The organism is Oceanobacter antarcticus (genome assembly GCF_044962685.1).
GTDB lineage: Bacteria > Pseudomonadota > Gammaproteobacteria > Pseudomonadales > Oceanobacteraceae > Oceanobacter > Oceanobacter antarcticus.
This window is the reverse complement of sequence record NZ_JBBKTX010000007.1, coordinates 154043-178070: the sequence shown is the minus strand read 5'-3', so window position 1 is coordinate 178070 and position 24028 is coordinate 154043. Positions and strand designations below refer to the sequence as shown.

The window sequence follows — 24028 nt, the reverse complement described above, 5'->3', positions numbered from 1 at the left end:
TGTTGTGTGCCTGTTAGCGCGGGAGGTCAAACCTTGTCATCTGGTCGCGCTGCAGGCTGTTCATCGGTTGCCAGTCGGGTACGGGTTCACCCTGGGTAAATAACAGCCAGGGTACATCGGCTTGCAGGATCAGACGTTGATACAACGCCTGAATTTCTGCCAGCGTCAGATTGTGTACTTCGCTGGCAATGGCCTTGTTGGTATCAAAGCCGGTACGCTGGACATCAATGTCGCGCCAGAAGTCGTCGGCTTTTTCACTCATGTTGCGCGGTGGTTGCAGCAGCATGCTGATCAGGCCTTCCTTGAAGGCGGCAAATTCTTCTTCGCCCATGGCCGCCAGAGTGTCCTGATAGTGGTTCCAGAAAATCTGGCTGTGGTGGATCAGGTCGGCAGGGGTGTGTTCTGGCGACTGCACGATAAAGACCAACCCGGGCACGGTACGCTGCGGGTAAACGGCAGCAAAGACAATATACCCCAACTGTTGTTCGGTGCGCATGTACTGGTAATAAGGGGCGCTGATCATCTGGCCAAGCAGGGCAATCCGGGCGCGGTTATGGTCGCTGGTATCCTGACCCTGCAGGTACAACACGATGGCGTTGTCTTTGTGATCGAGATTCAGCGACTGCTGGAACTTGCCAGCGGGTGCCTTGAGGATGGCGAGGCTGGATTGTTGCTCGGGGTTGGCCGGATATACCTCGGCTACCTGGCTGGCGATCGCTTCGGCATCGGCCTTGCTCATGCTGCCGTGAATATACAAGCGGGTGGCGGTATTACCTTGCATTGTGCTGGCGAAGGCTTCGACGTCGGCGCGGCTGACCGAGCCGAGTTCACTCAGCAGCTGTTGTTCGTCGAAACTGGGGGAGTAGATCCAGCGTTTCAGTTCGGCGATGCCGCGCTCATAGGGTTTGGCCTTGAGCTGGTTTTCCAGATTACGCTGTAACGATGCCTGATAGCGCTGGAACTGGTCGTCGCTGATGCTGACCTGCTGCATGCCATCCAGTACTCGCTTGAGCAATTCGGGCAGCTTGTCCTGATAACCGGACAGCATCAGTTGCAGGCCACGGGAGTTGGCACTGAGGCCATAATTCAGCCCGGCCAGTTGCGCCGGGTAGCTGTAGGTATTGAGCGCTTCGTTGACTGCGCGGGTGTACAGCTGAGCCAGTACCATGCCACGCGGTGTGGCGATGTCGGCATGTTGCAGTTCCAGGGTAATACGGCTGCGGGGCTGGGCGAACTCGTGTTCCGGGTAGTACCAGAGTTGCTGTCCGGGTTGATCAATCAGCGCGGTCGGAACCGCTTGTTCCGGTTCGGCATTGAGTGAGAAATCTTGCGGAATAAAGGGGTTGGGTGCGGGCAGGTGCAGTTGTTCCAGCTCATCGGTCGAGACATCTGCGGCCAGGTAGCTGGATGGACGAATACGCATTGGCGTGTTGTACCAGGGGTCGGTCATATCGGTCGCGACGCCGGGTGCAATCAGGGTGCGCAAGACGTTATCCATGCTCAGGGCATCAAGGAAAGGCTTCAGGGTGTCTTGTGTTGTCGGCCGCCAGAGGTAGTCGCCGTGGATCACTTGCTCGGGCGGATAGACCTGCAGGTTGCTGCTCAAGCGTACGGCGTAGTCTGACAGGCTGCCATGTTGCTGGAAGCGGAATGCCATTTCGCTCAGCTGTTCTTGTTCGGTCATCAGGTAGGTCGGAATGGGTTGGTCTTTAAGCAGGGCAAAGTAGTGTTCGAGTATCTGGGTGATGTTTTCGACGTGTAACAGCCCGGCACGGGTCAGTTCAATCTGGATGACCAGATTGGACTCGAAGCGGGTGCTGATGGAGCGTCCGGCACTGAGACCTTCGGCCCAGCCTTTTTCTTTCAGCAAGGCGAGTATGCTGCCTTCGCCTTCATGACCAAGCAGGTTGGACAATAACTGCAGCGGCTTGTACTGGTACAACGACAGGGTTTCCGGCATTGGGAAGGTAAATTGCAGGCGGCGAATTTCTTTTACCGGTTCGATATTGATATCGAGTGGCAGTTGTTCCGGTACAAACATGGGTGGCCGTGACGTGGCGGTTTTTACGTCTCGCTTGGGAACGGCGTTGAAGTGGCTGGTGGCCCAGTCTTGCAGCTGTTGCAGCGGGTAGTTGCCTGCCAGCACCAGGGTCATCTGGTCGGCACTGTAATGCTGGCGGTAAAAGTCGATCAGGTCATCGCGCACCTTGCGATCCGGGCGATCCGACAGAGTGTCGAGGTTGCCGGTAGCAAAGCCAGCGTAAGGATGGGCCGGGTTCATGGCTTGCTTTTCAGCCGAAAAAATACGGCGGAAATCGTCTTTTATCTTGGCGCTGTATTCGGCATGAACGGCGTTTTTCTCGCGATCGACATAGGTTTCGTCAAAGCTGGGAGAGATAAAGAAAGGCGCAAAACGATCCAGTGCGCCACTCATGGCATCATTGTCGATCGAGAAAAAGTAAGTGGTTTGCTGATGCGCGGTAAAGGCGTTATGACTGCCACCATGGCGGCTGATAAAGGCCTGATATTCGCCCGATTCGGGGTAGGGTTCGGTGCCGAGAAACAGCATGTGTTCAAGAAAGTGTGCCAGGCCTTCGCGGCCCTTGGGGTCATCGCCACTGCCGGTGGCCACGGTCATGGCGGCGGCGGCCTTGTCGGTGTCTGGGGTGGATACCAGCAGCACGCGCAGGCCATTGTCGAGCTGGACGTATTCGTAGCTGAACGGATCCGAGGGGCTGACAATGACGTTGGTGTCGCCCGGCTCGCGGCAGTTCCAGGGGGTGGTGTCGCTGCAGTCGGAAACAGCAGCCGGAGTGTCAGACGCGGGTTTGAACATGGAATATCCGATGGCAGCCAGAACGATAACAATAAAAATCCAGTAACGGGGCGATAACATACCTGCTCCTACTACAAGTCGCGGTCAATCAGGGTTGGGTTACCTGAAGCGTGGCCCCAGGCGCGTGGTCAGTGTGAGGTTCCCCGATTCAGGGCAATTGCCTGGGCGTCGGCCAGTGTGTTGATGCCGGGGTCAAGCTCACAAATGCGGTTGAGACGTTCGCGATTGTCTTCCAGTTCCGTCAGCATCAGGGCAAATTGCTGCTGGAAGGCTTCATCTATGGTGCTGTACAGCTCGGACACGGCATCCGAACTGCTGGCGCTGGTGTTGCGCAGGGATTTCAGACAGGCCAGGGCAATCTGGTGGTAGGCTTGGTCTTTGTTCACAGGGCGGTTCCTCCGATTAGCCGCCCATCATACATGAGAATTCAGTCGCTGATGGCAAACCAGTGCAGCTGGGTGGCGTTCACCATGCGCGACAAGACATTACCGCTTAACCAGCCAGCACCACTTTGATGGGCGGCGGCCAGCGCTTCGGTCGAGCCAATGCCGTGGGCATAGATAATGACCCCGTCCTGCTGCAGGCGCTGCAGTAACGGTCTTTCCTGATATTGGGGCTGACGTGTGAGGGCGACCAGACCTGGCGCCAGACTGAAGCCATCAACGTTCATGGCACGGAGACTGCGATAGCCGGGCAGCCGTTGCTGAGGTGTGCCCAGGACGATTTCGAGCAGCAGCTGCATATTGAGCTGGCGCAGTCCCTGGGCCAGTTCCGGCACCGTATCATCCGGATGCCACGGCAGGATAACGCACCAGTGGGGCACCGGGCCGGTTGTCTGTTGGTGCCACTGGACGATACAGGCGGTGATGTGTTGCCAGTTCTCATCGTCGAGGTTGGTTACCCGGAGGATGACGTACATGGGCTGAGAGAAATGTTGTTGCCAGGCGATGTACATGTCTTCCAGCCATTGGCGGCAAATATCGGGTTCGATCATGTACTCGGGGAGCAGCTCCAGTCCTGCCAGCGCGCCCTGGGAATCAAACACTGGCATGGCGTTAAAATCGCTCTGGCGTTCGGGAGATGCCTCCATAACAGCCGCTGGCTGGGGCCGTTCCGGTGGTTGGGGCTGGCCGTTGATGCTGCCAAGCCCGAGGTGCTGGCGGATTCGTTCAAACGGATCCGTTGAGGGGCGAGTGTCATGCTGTGACGGTTGTACCCATTCGCAGCTGATGCCGGGGGTCAGGGTGATTGCCTGATTCTGGTGCAACAGCGGCTTGTCGAACACCTGTAGAATGGCACTCTGCAGGTGTTCGGCACAGGGGCTGGCCGGATCGGTGATGACCGGTATCAGGAACAGATGGTGGGCTGGCTGGAATACCGGTGACTGCGCCGCAATCGCCTCGATCAGACGTTCATAACACAGACTGCCCAGATCGGCGTCGGCGACCCTGTTTTCATCGAAACTGATCAGTAAAATGCAGTTGATACCATCCGACTGGGTCAGATAACTCTCCAGCTGGTTGAGTTGATGCAAGCCGGAGTAACGCTGAAACTCGGTTTTTAATTCGGATTGCCGGTCGGCGGCGGTATTGATCAGGCCACAGATACAGAGCCGGAAATCTTCACTGAGTGGTGTAATGGCCATCCAGGTGGGCTGGATGCGGCGTTGCTGGTCGATCAGGTTGAAGTAGCCCAGCCAGGTCTGGTTGGATTCAGACTGGCGGGTGATTTCTGTTTCCAGGGCAACCGGCATATTGCTGACACTGTTGGCAAACAGGTTGCGACCCAGCAGTTGGTCCTCAGCCACCGATAGCGCTTCACAGACCGGTTTGTTGGCCAGGCGAATGACCCAGTTGCTATCGGTCAGAAAGGCGGGCTGCTCAGTATTCATGGCGGTTTTCAGAGCATGGGCCCGTTGCATCAGACTGGACTGACGGGCACCTTCAAAAATATCCCGCGCCAGTACCAGATTGTTCCAGGGTTTGGCAATAAACTTGTGAATCACACCTTGTTGCCGGGCCTGACGCAGTACCGGGTAATCGACGTGGCCAGAGAGCATAATACGGTAGCTGCTGGGGCTTAGTTGGCGGGCTTCCCGGCAGAGTGCCAGGCCATCCATATCCGGCATCTGGAAATCGGTGACCAGCACCTGGATGGACTGGGTGGCGAGGTAATCGAGGGCTTCGGCGGCGCTGGTGGTCGTTCTCACGGTAATGGATTCGTTAAGAAGCAGTTTTGAGATTGAATGCAGAATACCGGCTTCATCATCAACCAGTAATACCTTGAACGTCATTTCGGCTCCTGTTCCGGGGGCACTGCTGACCGATTGAGTGGATAACTTCGGGCGTGCCACTCTGGTGTCCTGGCCACAGCATACTGTTTCGACCTTGCAATGGCCAAAGGGTATCTATACTGAAACTAATGTATCTATCGGGCTGGGCAATGACGTGAGGGGAAAACAGGCACTGACCACAGGTGAGGTTGCAAAGTACTGTGGCGTAAATTTCAGGACGGTCATCCGTTGGATTGAACGTGGTCATCTGGATGCTTATAAACTGCCAGGGCGTGGAGATAATCGAATTCCCTTGCCCGGCTTTATCAATTTTTTGCAAAGTAACCAGATGCCGGTTCCCGATGAGTTACGAGGTCAAAGTCGAACCTTGCTGATTCTTGCCGAACCGGAGGAGCTGGCTGCCGAGCTGGCGTCTTCTGCCCGGCGGGCAGGCTGGGAGCCACTGGTGGCCGGAGATGCGATGCAGTTTGGCTATTGTTATGCAGAGCAACAGCCGAGTGCGATGGTGGTTTCCAATGAGGCATTGGTTGCTGCGGTGAATCGTATTCGTCGGGAAGGAGAACCGCAGGAAATGCTGTGTATCCTGGCGGGAGCCGATGTGGCAGGTGGGGGCAGTAGCGATGGTTGGTGCCGACTGCACTGGCCGACGGAACAGAAGCGCTTCGTCGGCTTGCTGGATTTAAGTGACCATCACAGTCAGCGTTTGACATAACGTCTGTATCGGTGACTACGTGGGCAGGGATCGCTAAAAAAGGTAGCTATGACAGACATGTTTACTGAAAGTGGGCTCGTCTTGTTGTTGGTGCTGGTATTGCTGCCAGTACTGGTGGCGTTGGCCTTGCTGGTGCAGGCAAAGCGCCGACTTCGCCAGCAGCTGAATGCGCTGATGCAACGGCAACAACAGCTGCAATCATGGTGGCAACAGTCCCCCGATGTGCTGGTTCGGGTTGATTCGGAGGGCCAGGTGATAGAGGCCAATCGTCCGCTTGCCCGACAGCTACTGACGAGTGGGCAAAATTTGGCAGGTTGCCTGCCGCTGGCCGAGCGTGACGTGTGGCAGTCCGCCCTGCGTGGCGTGTTGGACAAGGGTATTACCGCCTCCATGGAGATCTTGACGGATGCCGAACCGGCCTGTTGCTGGCATGTCTGGCTGGTGACCAATCCGCAGGCGGATACCGAGGCGCTGGTGTTTTTTCGCGATGTGTCCGTCCTGGTCCGGCAACGACAAGCGCTGGAAACCAAGCGGGATTATGCCGAGCGATCGAACCTGGCCAAAAGCCGTTTTCTGGCCAATATGAGCCATGAGATTCGTACTCCCATGACCGGCTTGCTAGGTATGGTGTCATTGATGGAACAGACCGACCTTGATGATGAACAACAAGGTTTTCAACGGGTTATCCAGAGTTCTTCCGAACATTTGCTGGCGATCATCAATGATATCCTCGATATATCCAAAATTGATGCTGGTAAGCTGAGCCTTGAGACCGACGTGTTTGATCTGCCTGAACTGGTGCAAAGCCTGTTGGAAATGGTGTCCAGCAAGGCGCAGGAAAAACAACTGGTGTTACAGTCGTTTATGGACGAAAAAATACCGGCTCAATTGATAGGTGACCCGATTCGTATTCGCCAGATTCTGATGAATTACCTGAGCAACGCCATCAAATTTACCGAGTCTGGCCATGTCTTGCTGCGGGTGGTGCAAGTTCGGGAACTGGGTCATAAAGTGCAGTTGCGGTTTTCGGTTGAAGATTCGGGGATCGGTATCGGTGCCAACAAGGTGATGGCGTTATTCGAGGAATACAGTTTTGTTCACGGCAGGATTTCCTTCGCTGCGGGCGGTTCCGGGCTGGGTCTGAATATCTGCCAACGGCTGGCCAAACTGATGGATGGCTATGTCGGTGTGGTCAGTTCGCCGGGTGTCGGATCCAACTTCTGGTTTGATGTCACCTTGCCAGTGGTCTCCGTCAAAGCCGGTGATGAAGGGGATATTTCGCCGATCGGCGGGCAGGCGTTGTGGATCTGTGACGAACTGCAGGCAAATCGTACCTTGCTGATTTCGGTTGCGCGTCAGCTGGGGATGCCGTATCGGGAATTTGGCCGCCCAGCCGATGTGGTGGCCTTGTTGCCGCATGAGCAGCCGGCCATTCTGGTACTGGCTTATCGCAGCTGGATGGCGAGTGACGAGGACTTGCGCCGTACGCTGGCGGCCAGTCCGGTGCGATTGGCCTTATCGTCCAAGGATGTGTTAACCACTGGCCGTGACGCCTTGTTGGCTGCCGGAGTGGGCGCTCACTGGGACTGGCCAATCAGCCAGAGCAATTTGCGTGAATTGCTCAGCCGTCTGCTACAGCAACCGCCTCAGCCCACCTTGATGATTACCCGTGCCAATCGTTATCAGGGTGTGGGCAAGCCGGTTGCTGAAGATGATGCACTGTTGCACAACTGTCGCATCCTGCTGGCAGAAGACAATGCCGTGAACCAGAAAGTGGCCACCCAGATGCTGGCGCACCTGGGGTGTATTGTTACTGTCGCCAATAATGGCCGCGAAGCGGTTGATAGCAGTGCCGTTGCTGAATTCGACCTGATCCTGATGGATTGCCATATGCCGGTGCTGGATGGCCTTGATGCCTGTCGGGAAATTCGTCGACGAGAGCAACAGCAAGCGCTGCCTGGGGTACCCATTGTGGCGTTATCTGCCGATGTGATGTCAGACCGCAAGGGCGCCTGTGAAGCTGCCGGTATGAATGGTTACCTGGCCAAACCGGTACGGCTGGAAGACTTGCGGCGCGAGTTGCCAACGTTTCTGCGGGCTGGACGAGGGCCGGTAAGCGGCCCCTGAAGAGCTGTTACTGGCGGTTATTCAGAGAGCGCTACCGTGCGGAATATAGCGGTTGTCGGTGAGTGCCTTGATGGCCCGGATCTGCTCCTTGCTCGCCGGAGTGCCCTGTTTCTTCAGGTAACGAAATACCCAGATCGCCGGATTGCTGCTGCCACATTGCCAATCTTCCAGTTGTTGCTCGGCGCAGACAAAAAAAGTAGCAACCTGTAGCAACTGGTCAGCTGCTATCCCGGCCAGCGCCGTCTGCCATGCCGCTTCGTCCAGTGTGATCCAGGTATGGGCTTTGGCCCGTACGCTGTCATCCAGACGCTGACGGTCAATAACCGGTGATTGCGGTTGCTGGGGCAGGGCTGCTAGCAGTTGCAGCAGAGTGTCGGAATCCGGTTTGCTGGTCTGGCTGGAAGCCGGTTGCCACTGCTCAATCATCGGGTGTCTCCTCAAAAACCGTCAGTACGGTGCACTGACCAGAAATTTTATGGGGCTAACGGTACCACATCCCTCAATGTGCCTTAACAGCAACGCATTGTTCAGGCATCATCCCCGCGCCTTTTACTGCCGAATCCAGATATGCCAATACCAGATTGTTACGCCGATATCCGCCCCTACCAGGATGATGAAGTTGCTGCCGTACTGGAGCGAGTGAGTCAGTCCGACACCGTACACCGGGCACTGCTGAAATACCGCCTGCCGATGTTGCCGCATTGGCTGCGCGAACGGATGCTGCCATTAGCCCGTTACCTGTTGGATCGCCAGCTGGCGGGCGTCAATACGGTGCACGATTTCCAAATGTGGATGGAAGGCTGGATTGAACGTCTGCTGGCCAAAACCGCCACCGCTGTGGTGGTACGGGGACTGGATAAAATGACCCCGGAACAGGGGCATTTGTGGATATCCAACCACCGTGACATCGCCATGGATCCAACGCTGATCAACTACTCGCTGTATCAGGCGGGCTGGCCCACCAGTCGGATTGCGATTGGTGATAATTTGCTCAGTCACCCGGATATTGCCGATGTCATGCGTCTCAATAAATCATTTATCGTCCGACGAAACATTACCAATAAACGAGAAAAGCTGACGGCATTACAGCAGCTATCGGGCTATATTCGTTTTTCGCTGGATCAGCATGAATCGGTCTGGATTGCCCAGCGGGAAGGCCGGGCCAAAAATGGCATCGACCTGACCGACAAGGCGGTATTAAAAATGCTGGCCCTGCATGGACGTGAACACGCGGAGACCTTTGCCGCAACCCTGTTCGCCCTGCGTCCGGTACCAGTGTGCATCCAGTACGAATGGGATCCATGTGACTTGATGAAAGCCAGAGAACTGGTGGCCCGATCCAAATACGGCTGTTACAGCAAGGAAGAAGGAGAAGATACCCGCAGTTTGCTGGCGGGCATTATCGGTCAGAAGGGAACGATACACGTTGATTTTGGCCAGCCATTGACAGATGACGAGCTGGCCAGCGCAGAAACCATGGCGGCGGCGATTGATCGCCAGATGCGTCACATGACTGAAATTCTGCCTGTGCATCATGCTGCGGTGCGGTTGTTGCAGCAGCGTTTCGCTTGTTATCCGGATGTTGATGGCGGTGATTGCAGTCGCCAGATTCAGGATACGTTGTGGCAGCGCATCGAAGGTGAAGCACAGGATGTACAAAAACAGGTATTAATTGGCTACGCCATGCCTATTCTATTGCAGCAAGGCATTGAGCAATAACTGGCTGTCATAACCCGCCAGTCCACCGCTATGAGTGTCACCTATTAATAAGGGGAAGTGCTGTGGTTATGATGCCGTTGTGATGCCGTTGTGATGCCGTTTGATATGGTTGTTATTCTTATTCGATGAACACGCTAACAGAAGAGAGTTGAACGGATGCGTTGGATAATACGATTGCTATGGCCGGTGATGGCACTGTTGCTGTCGGGCTGCCTGGAACTCGGGCGTCACTGGGACGACCAGGCCGAAACCCGCCAGGTCGACTATTACAAAGAACAGTGCGATACCGACAGCACCAGCCTCTGCTTTCGTATTCGGGAAGAGAGTGACGACAGCTGGGGTGTAGTCGAAGAAACTTTCAGTGGCTTCAGCGAATTTGCCTGGGGTAACCGTTATGTGGTGAATGTCACCGTCTCATTTGACGAAGATGGCGACCCTAGCCGTTACCGCTTCGATAGCATCGCTTCGACCGAGGCCGTCAGCGACAGTGAAGAAACCTTCGCCCTGACCCTCTACACCGACACCGGTATTCTCTACGCCGTAGATGATACGAACTGGAATCTGGCCAGCGAGATCGACTTTGCCTGCAACAGCGCCTGTGATGAGCTGACTGCGGCGGTTGCCAATGGCTATGTGGCACAACTGGAATTCAGTGTCGACGGGGCTGGTGGCATTACACTGGACAATATTCTCTGTGCTGCAGCTGAAGACGATTTTGACAGCAGCTGTGAAGGCAGCAGCAGCGTGTCCTGGTACATCGGCTGGTTCCAGAGCGAATGTGGTTTGGCCGAAGCGGCCATGTGCCTAGTGTACAAGGTTAACAGTTCGGACGATTTTGAACTGCTGCAACTGGACGATGGTATCGACGGCTTTACGCCGGTATGGGGAGAGCAGCCTTATATTGATGTGATCAAAACCACCAGTGACGGCGGCAGTATTACGGCAGTCGAGCTGGATAATGATGACAGCAGCCCGGATGACCGTCTTGGCAGCAGCTACGATTTCAAAATAATTGTACGGGGCAGTGAACTGTCAAAAAGCAGTGGCGGTTCTATCTCTGTGTACGACAGTGCCCCCAATCTGGATTGCAGCAGCTTCAGCCAGTGTTCTGACCTGGATAATGCCATCGACGATGACAAGTGGCTGCTGCTCGACGGTTACTACGACGGCACGGATATCGTCGTAACCGACCTGACCTGCAGCAACGCCACACTGGCGACGTTCCGTACCGATTGTGTCGCAAAACACGAGGATGTGAACTGGAGTATCTGAGGCTCTGGAGCGTCGTTGTTGTCAGGGTGTAATTGTTTACAAACGATATTGATAGTAATTTATATTCAATGTAATGTCGGGCCGATAAGTTACCCTTTGTCGGAGTCTTCCATGATGTTGAAAAAAATGTTGAAAAAAATGTTGAAAAAAGTGACGTTGAAAAAAATAGTGTTGCTGTCATTCGCTACCCTGGCCAGTGGCCCACTGTATGCCAGTGCTGATTGCCAGAAGCACCCCAAAGAAGAACAACTGCATGTGCTGGAAATGCAGAAAAAGATCGTGAATGACTATGGTTTTGCCATCAAGAAATTCCAGTCAGCTGGCCATTGTTATGAAATCTATGGCTGGGGTCTGAACGAGGCAAAGACCGAGTTTGTCAAAATCGAAGTGTATTTCGATACCAAAACGGGCGACATCGTCAAGAAAAAAATCGACTGAGTTGGTGCTGCTGGAATGATCTGGGATCGTTTTATACGTCTGTTTCACTGGTCGGTGGCGGTTTTGTTTCTGGCTAACTTCTGGTGGCTGGACGATGGCGACGATGCGCATGAATGGGCCGGTTATACGCTGTTGGCACTGCTGCTGGCGCGTCTGGTCTGGGGCTTTGTTGGCCCGACCAACGCCCGCTTCAGCGACTTTCTGCCGACACCAGCGCGGTTACGCGATAACTGGCAACGGTTTGGCGAGTACCAGCGCCAGCATCGGCATAACAGTCGTCATAGCCCGGTTGCCGGGCTGATGGTGCTGTTGTTGCTGTTAATGCTGACAGTCACCGGCGTCAGCGGCTGGATGCAGGAACTGGATGCCTTCTGGGGCGAAGATTGGGTGCAAAATCTGCATCGCTGGTCGGCCAATAGCGTTATGGCCATGGTGGTGATCCACGTTGTGGCGGTGTTATTGATCCAGTGGCGTTACCGGGTGCCTCTGCTGCAGGGCATGCTGCCCGGTATCAAGGATAACCGACCGCAGCGTTAAACCACGCGGTACGTTCCCTTTGTCGCCAGTCTGGATATACTGTACAAAATCCCAGTTATCCAGAAAAGCCATGCGTCTGTTTATTGCTGAAAAACCCTCTCTTGGCCGCGCCATTGCGGCAGTGCTGCCGAAACCCCATCAAAAAGGTGAAGGTTTTGTACGTGCTGCCAATGGCGATGTCGTCAGCTGGTGTATCGGTCATTTGCTGGAACAGGCCGAGCCAGAAGCTTACAACCCGGCGTTCAAACAGTGGCGGCTGGATGTATTGCCGATCGTGCCCGAGACCTGGCAACTGCAACCCAAAAGCCAGACCCGTAAACAACTGTCGGTGTTACGTAAACTGGTGAAAGAGGCCAGTCAACTGGTGCATGCCGGCGACCCGGATCGGGAAGGGCAGCTACTGGTGGACGAAGTCATCAGCTATCTGAATGTCCCGGTAGTCAAACGTCAGAACATGCAACGCCTGCTGATCAGCGACCTCAATCCCCAGGCCGTGAGCCGGGCCTTAACGCAACTACGTTCCAATCGGGACTTTATCCCGCTCTCAACCTCGGCGCTGGCACGCAGTCGGGCTGACTGGCTGTACGGCATTAACCTGACTCGCGCCTGTACCGTCAAGGGGCAGCAAGGTGGGTTGAAGCAGGTACTGTCGGTGGGACGGGTACAAACACCGATTCTCGGACTGGTGGTGCGTCGCGATGAAGAAATAAGCGATTTTGTCTCCAAGCCTTTTTATGAAGTCCGTGCCGCCATTCATCTGCGTGCCGGTCACCCCTTGTGTTTTTACGCTCGCTGGCAACCCAGTGAAGCCTGTGCCAGCCACCTGGATGACGAGGGGCGGGTACTTAACCCCAAACTTGCCCATAACGTGGCTGAACGTATTCGACAGCAACCCGCCACCGTCACAGCCAGCGAACGCAAGGAGAAACAGCAAATCGCACCGCTGCCCTATAACCTGTCGGCGTTGCAGATTGATGCCGCCAAAGCGTTTGGACTGAGCGCCAAACAGGTGCTGGATGGCTGTCAGTCGTTGTACGAAAACTATCAGCTGATTACCTATCCCCGCTCCGATTGCCGTTACTTACCAGAGGATCACTACAGCCGCCGCCAGTCGGTCGTTAGTGCCATTGGTCATCATCAGCAAGATCTGGCGACGGTGATTGAGGGAGCCAATCTGTCGTTACGTTCCAAAGCCTGGAATGACCGTAAGGTCGAAGCGCACCATGCGATTATTCCTAGCGAAAAAACCACGGCTTCCGGCAGCCTGACACTGGCAGAAAAACAGCTGTATTCGATGATTGCCCGCCAGTATCTGCTGCAGTTTTATCCGCCGCATCGTTATGCCGACCGTCGTATTGAGCTGGTCATTGCGGGCGGCCAGTTTGTCGCCACCGAACGGGAGAACCTGGAACCTGGTTGGAAGGCCGCCATGCCACAAGGCAAACAGCAGCGGCAAGCGGATGATTCAGCGCTACCCGGCGACGGCCGCTTGCCCATGCTGGCACCCGGCCAGACAGTATGGAGTGGTGAGCCGTTGGTGGATGAAAAACATACCCAACCTCCGGCGCATTTCAGCGATGCCACGCTGCTGGCGGCGATGACGGGCATCAACCGCTTTGTGAAAGACCGCGAGCTGAAAAAAATCCTCAAAGACACCGATGGCCTTGGCACCGAAGCCACGCGGGCCAGTATTATCGAACTGTTGTTCAAGCGGCGCTTCCTGCAGCGCGCAGGCAAAACCATACTGGCCACCGAGCTGGGTCGTGCGTTGATTAATACCCTGCCAGAAAGCACCACCGTGCCAGACATGACCGCGCATTGGGAACGCCAGCTGAACGACATCAGCGAACGGGCGTTAAACTACGAGGGTTTTATGCAACCGCTGCTAGGGCAGTTGCACACCCTGGTTGGCCAGGCCTGCCAGCTCAATACTCAGGCTTTTAGTGGTATCCAGAGCGACAACTCCAAGGCGAAACCCCGGCGCCGTAGCAGCGCCAGCAGCACACATAGCAAGGGCCGCAAGACGGCAGGTCGACGTCGCCAGGTGGACTGAAGCACAACGGCCAGCGCTTGTGCCCTACCAATCGCTGTCTGGTGCCGGGCAATATTTTCTCTTTATACTGCTGGCCCTCCATGCGGGAGGTATTTTGGGGGTGAAATGTCGATTTTGATTGATACGGTTTTTCCGGTCTTCCTGATCATCCTGGCCGGATTCCTGGCTGGGACATTCAGGATTTGCGGCAGCGAGGCGGCCAAGGCATTAAATGATTTTGTCTTTTGGTTTGCCATGCCGTGTCTGCTGTTCAAGGCCATGGCGGTGGTTGATCCACAGGTGTTGCTGAATCTGGATTACCTGATCCTGATTGCAATCAGCGTGGTGCTGACCATGGTGATCGGGGTTGTGCTGGCGAAATACCTGCTCGGCAAGCGGCTTGGCAGCGCCACTATGCTGGGTTTGAACTCGGCTTACGGTAATACCGGGTATCTGGGTATCCCGCTGGCGTTTGCCAGCTTTGGTGACGCAGCCAGTGTGCCAGTGATTCTGTTTGTGGTGGTTGGCTCTCTGCTGACCATTACCATGGCCACTATCATGATTGAACTGGATAACAAGGTGGCAGCCAGTCCCGGGCGTATTACCCTGGATATTGGCAAGGCGGTGTTTAAAAACCCGATGTTGTTATCGCCGCTGGTCGGCATCCTGTATGCGATGTTGCCACTGGAGCTGCCCTCCATGGTATTTAACTTCTGCGATATTCTTGGCGCTGCCGCCGGGCCATGCGCGCTGTTTTCGCTCGGGTTGTTTCTGGTGGGCAAACCCCTGTTTGGCGATCTCGGGGCGATCTCGATGACGGCGGTACTGAAGTTACTGGGGCAGCCGTTGCTGACCTGGGGGCTGGCCAGTTATGTCTTTTCGCTACCACCACTCTGGACCAGTGTGGCGATTCTGATGGCCAGTACACCAACCGGTGCAGGCAGCTTTGTACTGGCGCAAAAATACAACACTTTCGTGCAGGAAACCTCCACCACCATTATTTGGACATCGATGATTTCGCTACTCACCATCAGCTGGGTGCTCGGCTCCGGCTTGTAGGTTGTGATCTGTTCCGTGTAACAATCCGTTCCGCACAGACGGAGGTCTTTCTGTCATATTGTCCGCCTCGGCTCAGCTAACCCTGTCTGAGCCATTGCGTAGCCTTTTGGCGCGTCAATCACCCCAACGATATACCCCACCCGAGTTATTCCTTTTATCAAAAGCCGGTTTTTTTGCCGTTTTCCGCTGCCTGGTTACCTCTTAGGGAATGTCCCTAATGGGGAAATGCTGCCGCTGGCGGTTATTTATAAGCTGAAGGCTGCTTGCTGCGTGATTGGTGATGTTTCCCGGCTCCTCACCAGTTAATTGCTAATCCCCAGGGTCTGAATCGAGGTAATTCATGAAATTTGTTTCCCGTTGCGTACTGGTGTGGCTGCTGGCACTGACCGGTTATGCCGAAAGCGCGACAGAAGCACAGTGTCAAACCGTGCGTATAGGCGTGGTGGACTGGACCGATTTGCATGTGGTTAACGGCATTGCCAAATCGCTGCTGGAGCAATTAGGGTATCGGGTGGAACTCAGTAACCAGCCCGCCACACCGGAAGTATTCAGCCAGATGCAGCAACGGAATATCGATGTTTTTATGGGTTACTGGACGCCCGCCATGGTTGAGGTGGCAGCGCCGTTTTACGGCCCGCAAGACGTATCAACCTTGACGGCCAACCTCGATGAAGCGCTCTGGACACTGGCGGTGCCCGATTATGTTTATGAACAGGGCGTGCATGATTTTGCCGATATCGCCCGGTTTAGCGACAAGTTTGAAGGACGTATCTACGGCCTGGAGAAAGGCAGTAGCGGTAATGCCGCCATTCTCGAAATGATTTCCTCCAATGCCTTTGGGCTGAAAGACTTCAAACTGATTGAAACCTCCGAACGGCTGATGCTGGCACAGGTGAATGGCCGAGTCCGCAAGGGAGAATGGATCGTGTTTATGGGTTGGAAACCGCATCCGATGAACCAGCAGTTTGCCATGCGTTATCTTGACGGTGGTGATCAGTATTTCGGCCCGGATTATGGCAAGGCCACGGTGAATACCAGTATCCGCAAGGGACTGGAGCAGGAATGTCCCAACCTCGCCCGCTTTTTCAGTAATCTGACCTTCAAGGCCGCGATCGAAGAAGAAATTATGCAGAAAACCAGCAATGAGTTTGTCCCGGTCGATCGCGCCGTGCGGATGTGGATGCACCGCAACCCGGCCCAGGTCAGTGCCTGGCTCAGTGGCGTCAAAACACTCACCGGTCAGCCGGTCGACGCGCAGATGATGGCCGATGAGATGGAAGTGACCTTTGGGCGGTAGCCGTCGTGGCATAGCGTTGGTGTAAAACAATCAAAATTACAATTGCACTACGGACATGGACACCCGGCCACGGACGGTACGTGATTTATTGCCGTTTTTTCATCCGGTAGGCCAGCGCCGGGCGTGTCAGTCCCAGCTGTTTCGCCGCTTCGGTGACTACGCCATGGCTGTTCTGTAGTGCTTTTTCGATCAGCAGGGTTTCCAGTTCATCAAGGCTGGTGCCGGAGGCGATGAGGATGTCGGCCAGCTGGTCGGTCGATAACCCCGGCGCTATGGTGGTTATTTCGCTGCCGGGTGAAGCAATTCTACCCTGACGGTTAATGATGTTGAGCGGATGAGATGGCTCTGTCAGGGAGGGGAACAGATGTTCCAGCTCAATGACCCGATGGTTGTCGGTCAGAATCACGCCGCGTTCGATCATATTTTCCAGTTCACGGACGTTACCCGGCCAGGCGTATTCCGCCAGCATCGACATGGCGCGGTCGGTGAGGCCGAGAATTTTCTTGTTGTACTCTCGCTGGTAGCGGTCGAGAAAGTGCTCTACCAACAGCGGGATGTCTTCCTTGCGTTCACGTAATGATGGAATACGAATGGGCAGGACGTTAAGGCGGAAGAACAGGTCGGCGCGAAAGCGTCCGTCCCGGACGGCCTGTTCCAGGTCTTCATTGGTGGCAGCCACAACCCGTACGTCGATTTTGCGGGTCATGGTGTCACCAACGCGTTCCAGCTCACTTTCTTGCAGTACCCGCAGCAGGGTGGCTTGTGCTCTGGGGGTCAGTTCGGCGACTTCATCCAGAAATATGGTGCCGTAATCGGCGCGTTCAAATTTGCCTTTGCGCGATTGGTGGGCACCAGTAAAGGCACCTTTTTCGACCCCAAACAGTTCCGATTCAATCAGGTCGGGTGGAATGCAGGCGCAGTTGACGGCGACAAAGGGTTGTTCAGCGCGGTCGCTGAGACGATGAATGTTGCGGGCCTGAACTTCCTTGCCGACCCCGGTTTCTCCCAGCAACAACACGCTGACTTTACTAGCGGCGGCTCTGGCAATCATATCGCAGGCCTGTTTGAACACCGGGGCATTGCCAACGGCGGAAAACGGTGTCCAGTCGGCCTGAGTCTGGGCTTCATAACGGTTTTTTAATTCGGTGTATTCGTGCTGCAGCAACTCCAGTTCGTCGATCAGCGGGCTGGGGCGGAGGTATTTTTCCAGTTCTTCGCGATCTGGCCACTCATGGGCCGGACGACCGATGTTGACGCAGTGGCTATCGCCACAGGCGCAGCACTGGGTTTCCTTGAATAGAATCTGTCGCCCCATGTAGTAACTGGTGTAGCCACTGGCATAGCCGAGCAGTGTCCAGCACACGGCTTCTTTGCTGGGGCCGATCTCTTGCAGGTGTTGTTCGGCTTCCCAGGAGTGGTGCCAGTCAAATTCGCCGTAATAGGCACCGCTGGCCATATCGAACTCCAACCGGATCGGTGTCACCTTGACCTTGCCTTCGAGTTTGTGCAGCTGTGGCCCTACTACAAAGGAATCTCTGGTGCTGAGGTCGGGACGCAAGCGTTTGGCCAGCTCTGCATCCAGGCGGCCAGCGGCGTAACCAAAGCGCATCAGCACACCTTTGGCACGTTCCCAGCCAAGAATATCAATCAGGTCTTTGCGCAACTTGCCAAACACGGCGGAGTGGGTCAGTAGCATACGGTTTTCGTGCAGCCATATGTGGCCGCTGTCGGGGTCGAAACGCAGCTGATGAATCAGGTCATCGTCGCTGGGGACGGGTAACGCAGTTCTTTGGCTCATTGTTGTTATCTTTTTTTGTGTTGGCCGGTATCAGATTGATCATATCGTCAATCGGATAGATCACGATCACTATATCGTCAATGCCTATCGGGATCTGGTCGTCCCGTAGTTGGGCGAAAGTTCGTTTTTTGGGGTCGGAGTTTTCTTTAAAATATTATATAAAACAATGGTTTATGGTTTTCCGTATTTCAATCGAGTTGTTTTTCAAGCGCTGGCACGGCGGTTGCTTTTACTTGTGGGCAGGCAGGGATAATGGCCAGACAGGCTTCGTATCCATTCGTCATAATCACAAAAAACAAGACGAACGGAGATCAAGATTCTCTCATTGGTTCCACCCGGCTGAAAGCCAGTGGAGTCATGTGTACTATCAAACGTAAATAACAATAAACGGGAAATAGCTATGAAATACGGCGTAATGCGTCCTGGACATGTCCAGATTCGGGTTCTCGATATGGCAGATGCCCTGAAGCACTACTGTGACTTGATGGGTCTGATTGAAACGGGTCGCGATGATCAGGGTCGCGTTTATCTGAAAGCTTGGTCGGAAGTGGACAAGTATTCAGTTGTACTGCGTGAGGCCGATGCTGCCGGTGTGGACTTTATCGGTTTCAAGGTTGTTTCAGAAGAAATGCTGGATCTGCTGCAAGGCCGTTTGGTTGAATACGGTGTTGAAGTTAATGAGGTGGCCGCCAACGATCTGCAGGATTGTGGCCGCCGAATTCGTTTTGTGGTGCCGACCGGTCATACCTTTGAGCTGTTTGCCACCAAGGAGCAAACCGGCAAATGGGGTATATCGAATGTTAACCCGGAAGCCTGGCCGCGTGACCTTAAAGGGATGGGCGTGGTGCGTTTCGACCATTGCCTGTTGTATGGCCCGGATGTTCCGGCAACGGCAAAATTGTTTCAGCAAGTATTGGGTTTTGATATGGCTGAGCAAGTCATCGCACCGGATGAAGACAAAACCCTGATCGCTGCTTTTCTGTCTTGCGGCATGAAAGCGCATGATATTGCCTTTATTGAAAGCCCCGAGTCTGGCCAGTTCCACCATTCGTCCTATTACCTGGAAACTTGGGAAGACGTGCTGCGTGCTGCTGATCTGATTTCCATGACGGATACCCCTATCGATATTGGCCCGACTCGTCATGGGTTAACTAACGGTCGTACGATCTATTTCTTTGACCCATCCGGTAACCGCACCGAAGTGTTCGCCAACGGTAACTACCACTATCCGGATCATGAACCGATCACTTGGACAGCAGATCAGCTGGGCAAGGCGATTTTCTACCATGACCGTGTCCTGAACGAACGCTTCCTGACCGTCACTACCTGATCTGGCTGAATAGCCCATAAGCATAACGCCACGGTCAATCGTGGCGTTATGCTTGCTGGACAAGCTGGAAGGTGTCGATACATTGCATGTTGAGAGGGGCGGGTGTCAGGTTCACAGGTGTCAAATTCGAGTTGTTAGCGTTTGGAAAATAACCAGAACCCGAACCAGCGTGTCATGCGTGGCATGGCGACGTAAGACATCAGAACCATCACCGCAGCGGTCACCAGCAGTGTGCGCAGTAGCAGTGGGATATGGGCAAGCGGTTCACCAAACAAAAAGAAAATCAGCGTTACGATAGGATACAGGGCCATCCAGCTGACGATGGTCATCTTGTATTTGGCTGGTGGAGATTGTTGGTTCGCCGCTGGGTGTCCAGGCAGATCAAACCAGTTGGCGATGCCGTAGGTTCTTTCTCGCTGGGTGGGTGACGACAACAGGGCTTCAATCGAACCGAGCAGTTGTGCCCGCTGCTCCGATGCTTCCCAGACGTTAAGCGCGGCATGGGAGGCAAAGCGGAAGATGATTCGGTACTCTGGGTCTTCGCTGCTGGCCGGGCGAAACAGGTTGGTACCCAGATAGCCCTCGAAGCGTGAAGCGGCGAGGGTCATTTCGGCGCTGAGTTGTTCGAACTCGGACTCCTTGCCGGGAATAACACGGCGAGAAATGACAACCGTAACAGGGCCGTTTGTGTCGCTGTGGGGTTCCATAACCACTCCAATAATAATAATTTCAAAATGCTAGCGCGAATAGAAAACAAGGTCAGGTGTTGTTTTTAATATGCGCGGGAATTCCGAATGTCATATATGGGTGCTCAATGAATTATCAGGATTTGTATTTCTTTGTGAAGGTGGTGGATAAAGGCAGTATCGTGGCAGCATCGCGTTATCTGAACGTGCCCACCTCCACGCTGAGTCGGCGGATACAGTCGTTTGAAGCCGAGCTGGGTTACAAGCTGATTCATCGAAGCGCCAAAACCTTTGGTCTGACCGAATCCGGCCAGCGTTTTTATCAGAGTGTCGTTCACACGGTACAGGATCTCGAAACCCGGCTGGAAAACGTCAACAGTGAGTTGTCGTCGATGTCGGGCGACATCAAAATCACCGCTCCCGTCAGCCTCGGGCACTACTACGTCAAGCAGTGGGTGTTCGAGTTCATGAAGGAAAATCCACGTATTACGGTAGAAATGTTCCTCAGTAACGAGAATGTCGATCTGGTGAAAAACAGCATTGATATCGCCTTCCGCATGGGTAATGTGACCCTGAATGAATGGGTGTCTCGGCCGCTGTTTCGTTCCAGTAATCTGATCTGTGCCACACCCGCCTATATGACTCAATTCGATAATCCGCAGCGCCCGCAAGAATTGTCGCGCATGCCGCTGGTGGCACTGAAGCGTAATCCGGTCTGGCGCTTCTTTAATAACAACGGCGAAGCGGAAACTTTCGTGCCGAAACCGGCGTTACGAACCGATGAAATCCAGTTCGCCCTGGATGCGGTACTGGATGGTGTTGGTGCTGCCTGTTTGCCGTCTTACATTGCCCGTGACGAGCTGGAAAAAGGCGAGCTGATTCAATTGTTACCGGAATGGCGGATGGAAGATCGGCAGGTCAATATTGTCTTCCCGCACCGCGAAAACCTGCCCGTCAAAACCCGCGCTTTTATTGATTTTGTCATCGCCAGGGCAACCCAGAAAGCCGCTCTTCTGCGTGAAGCCGTGTAATCGACAGAGCGATTATTATTGCGCTGCCAGCGGACTGTCTGGCTCCCCCCGGCAGGACTGACTGCGCTGAATGGCCCCTTTTTGGTACTTTGTTCATCCCGTAATCGGGATGATCAACTCTCGAAATTATCGGTTTTAACCGCTTATGCCAGCCATATACTGAGGGTCTGATATAGGGTTTCTGAAGTAGCAAGCCGAATAACAATAAACCGTGATCCCGAACGGCGGAATTACGTTTTTTCCTGCGCAAACAAATGATCAAACAGGTGATATATGAAAGAGTTTCGACACTTTATTAATGGTGAGTATGTTGCATCTCTGAGCAACCGGACATTTGAAAATCGTAACCCGGTTGATAACAGCCTGATTGGCCTGGTGCACGAAGCCGGAAAAGAAGAAGTTGATGCTGCCGTCAAGGCTGCCAAAAAAGCCCTCAAAGGCCCTTGGGGCAAATACACTCAGGCACAGCGTATCAATCTATTAAACAAGGTAGCGGATCGTATCAACGAACGCTTTGACGAATTCCTCCAGGCTGAATGTCTGGATACCGGCAAGCCACACAGCATTGCCAGCCATATCGACATTCCACGCGGTGCGGCCAATTTCAAGGCTTTCTCTGAAACCCTGGCCAACCATCCGACTGAAAATTTCCGTCTTGATACTCCAGACGGCAAAGGCGCTATCAATATGGGTCACCGTACTCCGAAAGGGGTGGTTGCGGTGATTTCGCCATGGAATCTGCCGTTGCTGCTGATGACCTGGAAAGTTGGCCCGGCGCTGGCGTGTGGTAATACCGTGGTGGTTAAACCATCAGAAGAAACCCCGGCCACCACCACCTTGCTGGGTGAAGTGATGAACGAATGTGGCGTTCCAGCCGGTGTCTTTAACGTCGTTCATGGTCTGGGGCCAAATTCTGCCGGTGAATTCCTCACTACGCATCCACTGGTCGATGCGATTACCTTTACCGGTGAAACCCGCACCGGCGAAATCATTATGAAAGCCGCCGCCTGTGGCCTGCGTAATATCTCGCTGGAATGTGGCGGCAAAAATGCCGGTATTGTTTTTGCCGATTGTGATATCGAAAAAGCGGTGGAAGGCACCATGCGTTCCGCCTTTGTTAACTGCGGTCAGGTGTGTCTGGGCACCGAGCGTGTGTACGTTGAGCGGCCCGTGTATGACCAGTTTCTGGCCCGTATGAAAGAAGAAGTTGCCAAACTCAAGCTGGGTCGCCCGGAAGACAAGCAAGCCAATTTCGGCCCGCTGGTTAGCCTCGAACACCGCGACAAGGTTGCCTACTACTACAACCTGGCAAAAGAAGAAGGCGCGACGGTAGAAATTGGTGGCGGTATCCCGGATATGGGGGCTGAACTGAATGACGGTGCCTGGATTGAACCGACCATCTGGACCGGTCTGCCAGACGACGCCCGTGTGGTGCGCGAAGAAATTTTCGGCCCTTGCTGTCATATTCGCCCGTTTGATTCGGAAGAAGAAGCGATCGAACTGGCCAACGACACGGTGTACGGCCTGGCTGCCGCGATCTGGACCGAAAATACCTCCCAGGCGATTCGTGTCGCCGAGCAGATGGAAGCCGGTATCGTCTGGGTCAACTCCTGGTTCCTGCGCGACCTGCGTACTGCCTTTGGTGGTGCCAAACAGTCCGGGATTGGCCGTGAAGGCGGAGTCCATGGTCTTGAGTTCTACACCGAACTGAAGAATATTTGCATCAAGTTGTAATGCCTGTTGGCATAACCGCACGGGTGAGGCGTAGCCCATCCGTGTATCCAGTACAGTAACAGAGAGAGCCGCCATGCCGATTATTCAGGTCAGTATTATCGAAGGCCGTCCTGATGAAATGAAGGAACAGCTGATTGTCGAACTGACAGAAGCCGCCGTACGTGCTCTGGGCGCTCCTCGTGAAAGTGTCCGGGTACTGATCACGGAAATGCCCAAGCAACATTTTGGTATTGGTGGTGTCTCGGTGAAAAAGCTCGGCCGCTGACGGCAGTGAGTGAGTGATTGTTTTCTTTTTGCCCGCAATGATTGCGGGCTTTTTTGTGGGCTATTACAACCAACAGCGGCCACATACGGCGAATGGTGGTATCAGCCCTCTCGCAGCAGAAGAAAAACTTAACACCGTGTCCGGAATCAGTTGACCACTACACCTCGCAGACTATGATGTAATACATTGTAGTTTCAGGTTCGAGGGTATAGCTATGAGTGTCACCACCGTTCGTCTCCAAGCCGAAGTTGAACAGCACCTGGAAGCAATCGCAAGCAGGCTGCAGCGGAGCAAAGGTTGGGTAATCAACCAGGCACTGTCGGAATACATAGAAAAGCAGCAGCTTGTGCAGGAGCGTTGGAAACAAACGTTAGAGGCAATGGAGTCTGCCGCCCAAGGCAAGGTTGTTGATGCCAGTGAGGTTCATAGCTGGCTTAATAGTTGGGGAGCCGAGAACGAGCAGGATGCACCGAGGTCAGGTAAGTGAAACTGGTTTACACGGATGAAGCCATCGAAGATTTGAAACGTTTGAGGGAGTTCATTGAAGTCCACAATCCATCGGCGGCAGCCAAGATTGCCGCCGAACTGGTTGGTAAAATCGGACTGCTTCCAGACTTCCCCCAAATGGGCACACCCGTTGAAATGGCACCGGTGCCAGACTCCGTTCGAGATATGGTTTTCGGCAAATACGTCGTTCGATACTCACTTCATGCCAGTGCCATCATCATTCTCCGGGTATGGCATGGCCTTGCAGGTGAACGATAGTAATTTAACCAGACGCGGCACTCGGATGCCTTTGTCTCCGCTTCGCTACGTCAAAGGCTCCGTTGTGCTCAGCGTTATATTCTCTTGACCGCACCTG

21 protein-coding genes are annotated in these 24028 nt (G+C 54.3%); 15 read left to right on the top strand and 6 right to left on the bottom strand.

The genetic code is table 11. The annotated features are described in order from the left end of the window. Window positions 1-13 precede the first annotated feature (13 nt). From WG929_RS07745 to WG929_RS07735, 3 genes are all read right to left on the bottom strand, one after another. The gene (locus WG929_RS07745; protein WP_416205588.1) at window positions 14-2896 is read right to left on the bottom strand and encodes an insulinase family protein; all 2883 of its coding nucleotides are present in this window, start codon (window positions 2894-2896) and stop codon (window positions 14-16) included. 68 nt (window positions 2897-2964) lie between these two features. Beyond that, a complete protein-coding gene (locus WG929_RS07740) occupies window positions 2965-3222 on the bottom strand; it encodes a hypothetical protein (protein WP_369856730.1) in 258 nt (85 codons plus the stop codon). A 41-nt stretch (window positions 3223-3263) separates the two neighbouring features. Continuing rightward, entirely contained in the window at window positions 3264-5129 is a 1866-nt protein-coding gene (locus WG929_RS07735) for a response regulator (protein WP_416205587.1), read from the bottom strand. 154 nt (window positions 5130-5283) lie between these two features. Between WG929_RS07735 and WG929_RS07730 the strand changes: the two genes are divergently transcribed. Beyond that, entirely contained in the window at window positions 5284-5841 is a 558-nt protein-coding gene (locus WG929_RS07730) for an excisionase family DNA-binding protein (protein WP_416205586.1), read from the top strand. Between the two features lie 57 nt (window positions 5842-5898). Next, window positions 5899-7968: a response regulator gene (locus WG929_RS07725; RefSeq protein ID WP_416205585.1), complete on the top strand. Its 2070-nt coding sequence runs from the start codon at window positions 5899-5901 to the stop codon at window positions 7966-7968. Between the two features lie 21 nt (window positions 7969-7989). Here the strand turns inward: WG929_RS07725 and WG929_RS07720 are convergent, their stop codons facing one another. Further along, window positions 7990-8394, bottom strand: a complete 405-nt coding sequence (locus tag WG929_RS07720; protein WP_416205584.1) for a hypothetical protein — start codon at window positions 8392-8394, stop codon at window positions 7990-7992. A gap of 141 nt (window positions 8395-8535) precedes the next feature. Between WG929_RS07720 and WG929_RS07715 the strand changes: the two genes are divergently transcribed. The 7 genes from WG929_RS07715 (at window position 8536) to WG929_RS07685 (ending at window position 16322) form a co-directional block, all read left to right on the top strand. After that, the gene (locus tag WG929_RS07715; protein ID WP_416205583.1) at window positions 8536-9687 is read left to right on the top strand and encodes a 1-acyl-sn-glycerol-3-phosphate acyltransferase; all 1152 of its coding nucleotides are present in this window, start codon (window positions 8536-8538) and stop codon (window positions 9685-9687) included. Window positions 9688-9843: 156 nt separating this feature from the next. Further along, window positions 9844-10959 carry a hypothetical protein gene (locus tag WG929_RS07710; RefSeq protein WP_416205582.1) on the top strand — a complete coding sequence of 372 codons (1116 nt, stop codon included), beginning with the start codon at window positions 9844-9846 and terminating at the stop codon, window positions 10957-10959. 111 nt (window positions 10960-11070) lie between these two features. Further along, the gene (locus tag WG929_RS07705; protein WP_416205581.1) at window positions 11071-11397 is read left to right on the top strand and encodes a PepSY domain-containing protein; all 327 of its coding nucleotides are present in this window, start codon (window positions 11071-11073) and stop codon (window positions 11395-11397) included. A gap of 15 nt (window positions 11398-11412) precedes the next feature. Continuing rightward, window positions 11413-11934: a cytochrome b/b6 domain-containing protein gene (locus WG929_RS07700; RefSeq protein WP_416205580.1), complete on the top strand. Its 522-nt coding sequence runs from the start codon at window positions 11413-11415 to the stop codon at window positions 11932-11934. Window positions 11935-12004: 70 nt separating this feature from the next. Further along, window positions 12005-13987 carry a DNA topoisomerase III gene (locus tag WG929_RS07695; protein ID WP_416205579.1) on the top strand — a complete coding sequence of 661 codons (1983 nt, stop codon included), beginning with the start codon at window positions 12005-12007 and terminating at the stop codon, window positions 13985-13987. Between the two features lie 105 nt (window positions 13988-14092). Beyond that, window positions 14093-15025, top strand: a complete 933-nt coding sequence (locus WG929_RS07690; protein WP_416205578.1) for an AEC family transporter — start codon at window positions 14093-14095, stop codon at window positions 15023-15025. Between the two features lie 340 nt (window positions 15026-15365). After that, the gene (locus WG929_RS07685; RefSeq protein ID WP_416205577.1) at window positions 15366-16322 is read left to right on the top strand and encodes a glycine betaine ABC transporter substrate-binding protein; all 957 of its coding nucleotides are present in this window, start codon (window positions 15366-15368) and stop codon (window positions 16320-16322) included. Window positions 16323-16407: 85 nt separating this feature from the next. Here the strand turns inward: WG929_RS07685 and WG929_RS07680 are convergent, their stop codons facing one another. Next, on the bottom strand, window positions 16408-18120 hold the full coding sequence (locus WG929_RS07680; RefSeq protein WP_369856741.1) for a sigma 54-interacting transcriptional regulator: 1713 nt from the start codon (window positions 18118-18120) through the stop codon (window positions 16408-16410). A gap of 400 nt (window positions 18121-18520) precedes the next feature. Between WG929_RS07680 and WG929_RS07675 the strand changes: the two genes are divergently transcribed. Continuing rightward, complete coding sequence (locus WG929_RS07675; protein ID WP_416205576.1) at window positions 18521-19450, top strand: catechol 2,3-dioxygenase; 930 nt, start codon at window positions 18521-18523, stop codon at window positions 19448-19450. A gap of 134 nt (window positions 19451-19584) precedes the next feature. Here WG929_RS07675 and WG929_RS07670 read toward each other — a convergent pair whose 3' ends face one another. Further along, a complete protein-coding gene (locus WG929_RS07670) occupies window positions 19585-20157 on the bottom strand; it encodes an antibiotic biosynthesis monooxygenase (RefSeq protein WP_416205575.1) in 573 nt (190 codons plus the stop codon). A gap of 107 nt (window positions 20158-20264) precedes the next feature. Here WG929_RS07670 and WG929_RS07665 point away from each other — a divergent pair, with 107 nt between their 5' ends. From WG929_RS07665 to WG929_RS07645, 5 genes are all read left to right on the top strand, one after another. Continuing rightward, the gene (locus WG929_RS07665; protein ID WP_369856744.1) at window positions 20265-21167 is read left to right on the top strand and encodes a LysR family transcriptional regulator; all 903 of its coding nucleotides are present in this window, start codon (window positions 20265-20267) and stop codon (window positions 21165-21167) included. Window positions 21168-21440: 273 nt separating this feature from the next. Beyond that, window positions 21441-22901, top strand: coding sequence for a 2-hydroxymuconic semialdehyde dehydrogenase (locus tag WG929_RS07660; protein ID WP_369856745.1), 1461 nt, complete (start codon window positions 21441-21443; stop codon window positions 22899-22901). A 37-nt stretch (window positions 22902-22938) separates the two neighbouring features. Further along, entirely contained in the window at window positions 22939-23166 is a 228-nt protein-coding gene (locus tag WG929_RS07655) for a 4-oxalocrotonate tautomerase (protein WP_416205596.1), read from the top strand. A 214-nt stretch (window positions 23167-23380) separates the two neighbouring features. Beyond that, window positions 23381-23653, top strand: coding sequence for a CopG family ribbon-helix-helix protein (locus WG929_RS07650; RefSeq protein ID WP_416205574.1), 273 nt, complete (start codon window positions 23381-23383; stop codon window positions 23651-23653). Next, window positions 23650-23931, top strand: a complete 282-nt coding sequence (locus WG929_RS07645) for a type II toxin-antitoxin system RelE/ParE family toxin (RefSeq protein WP_416205573.1) — start codon at window positions 23650-23652, stop codon at window positions 23929-23931. Before WG929_RS07650 ends, WG929_RS07645 begins: the two co-directional genes overlap by 4 nt. Window positions 23932-24028 lie beyond the last annotated feature (97 nt).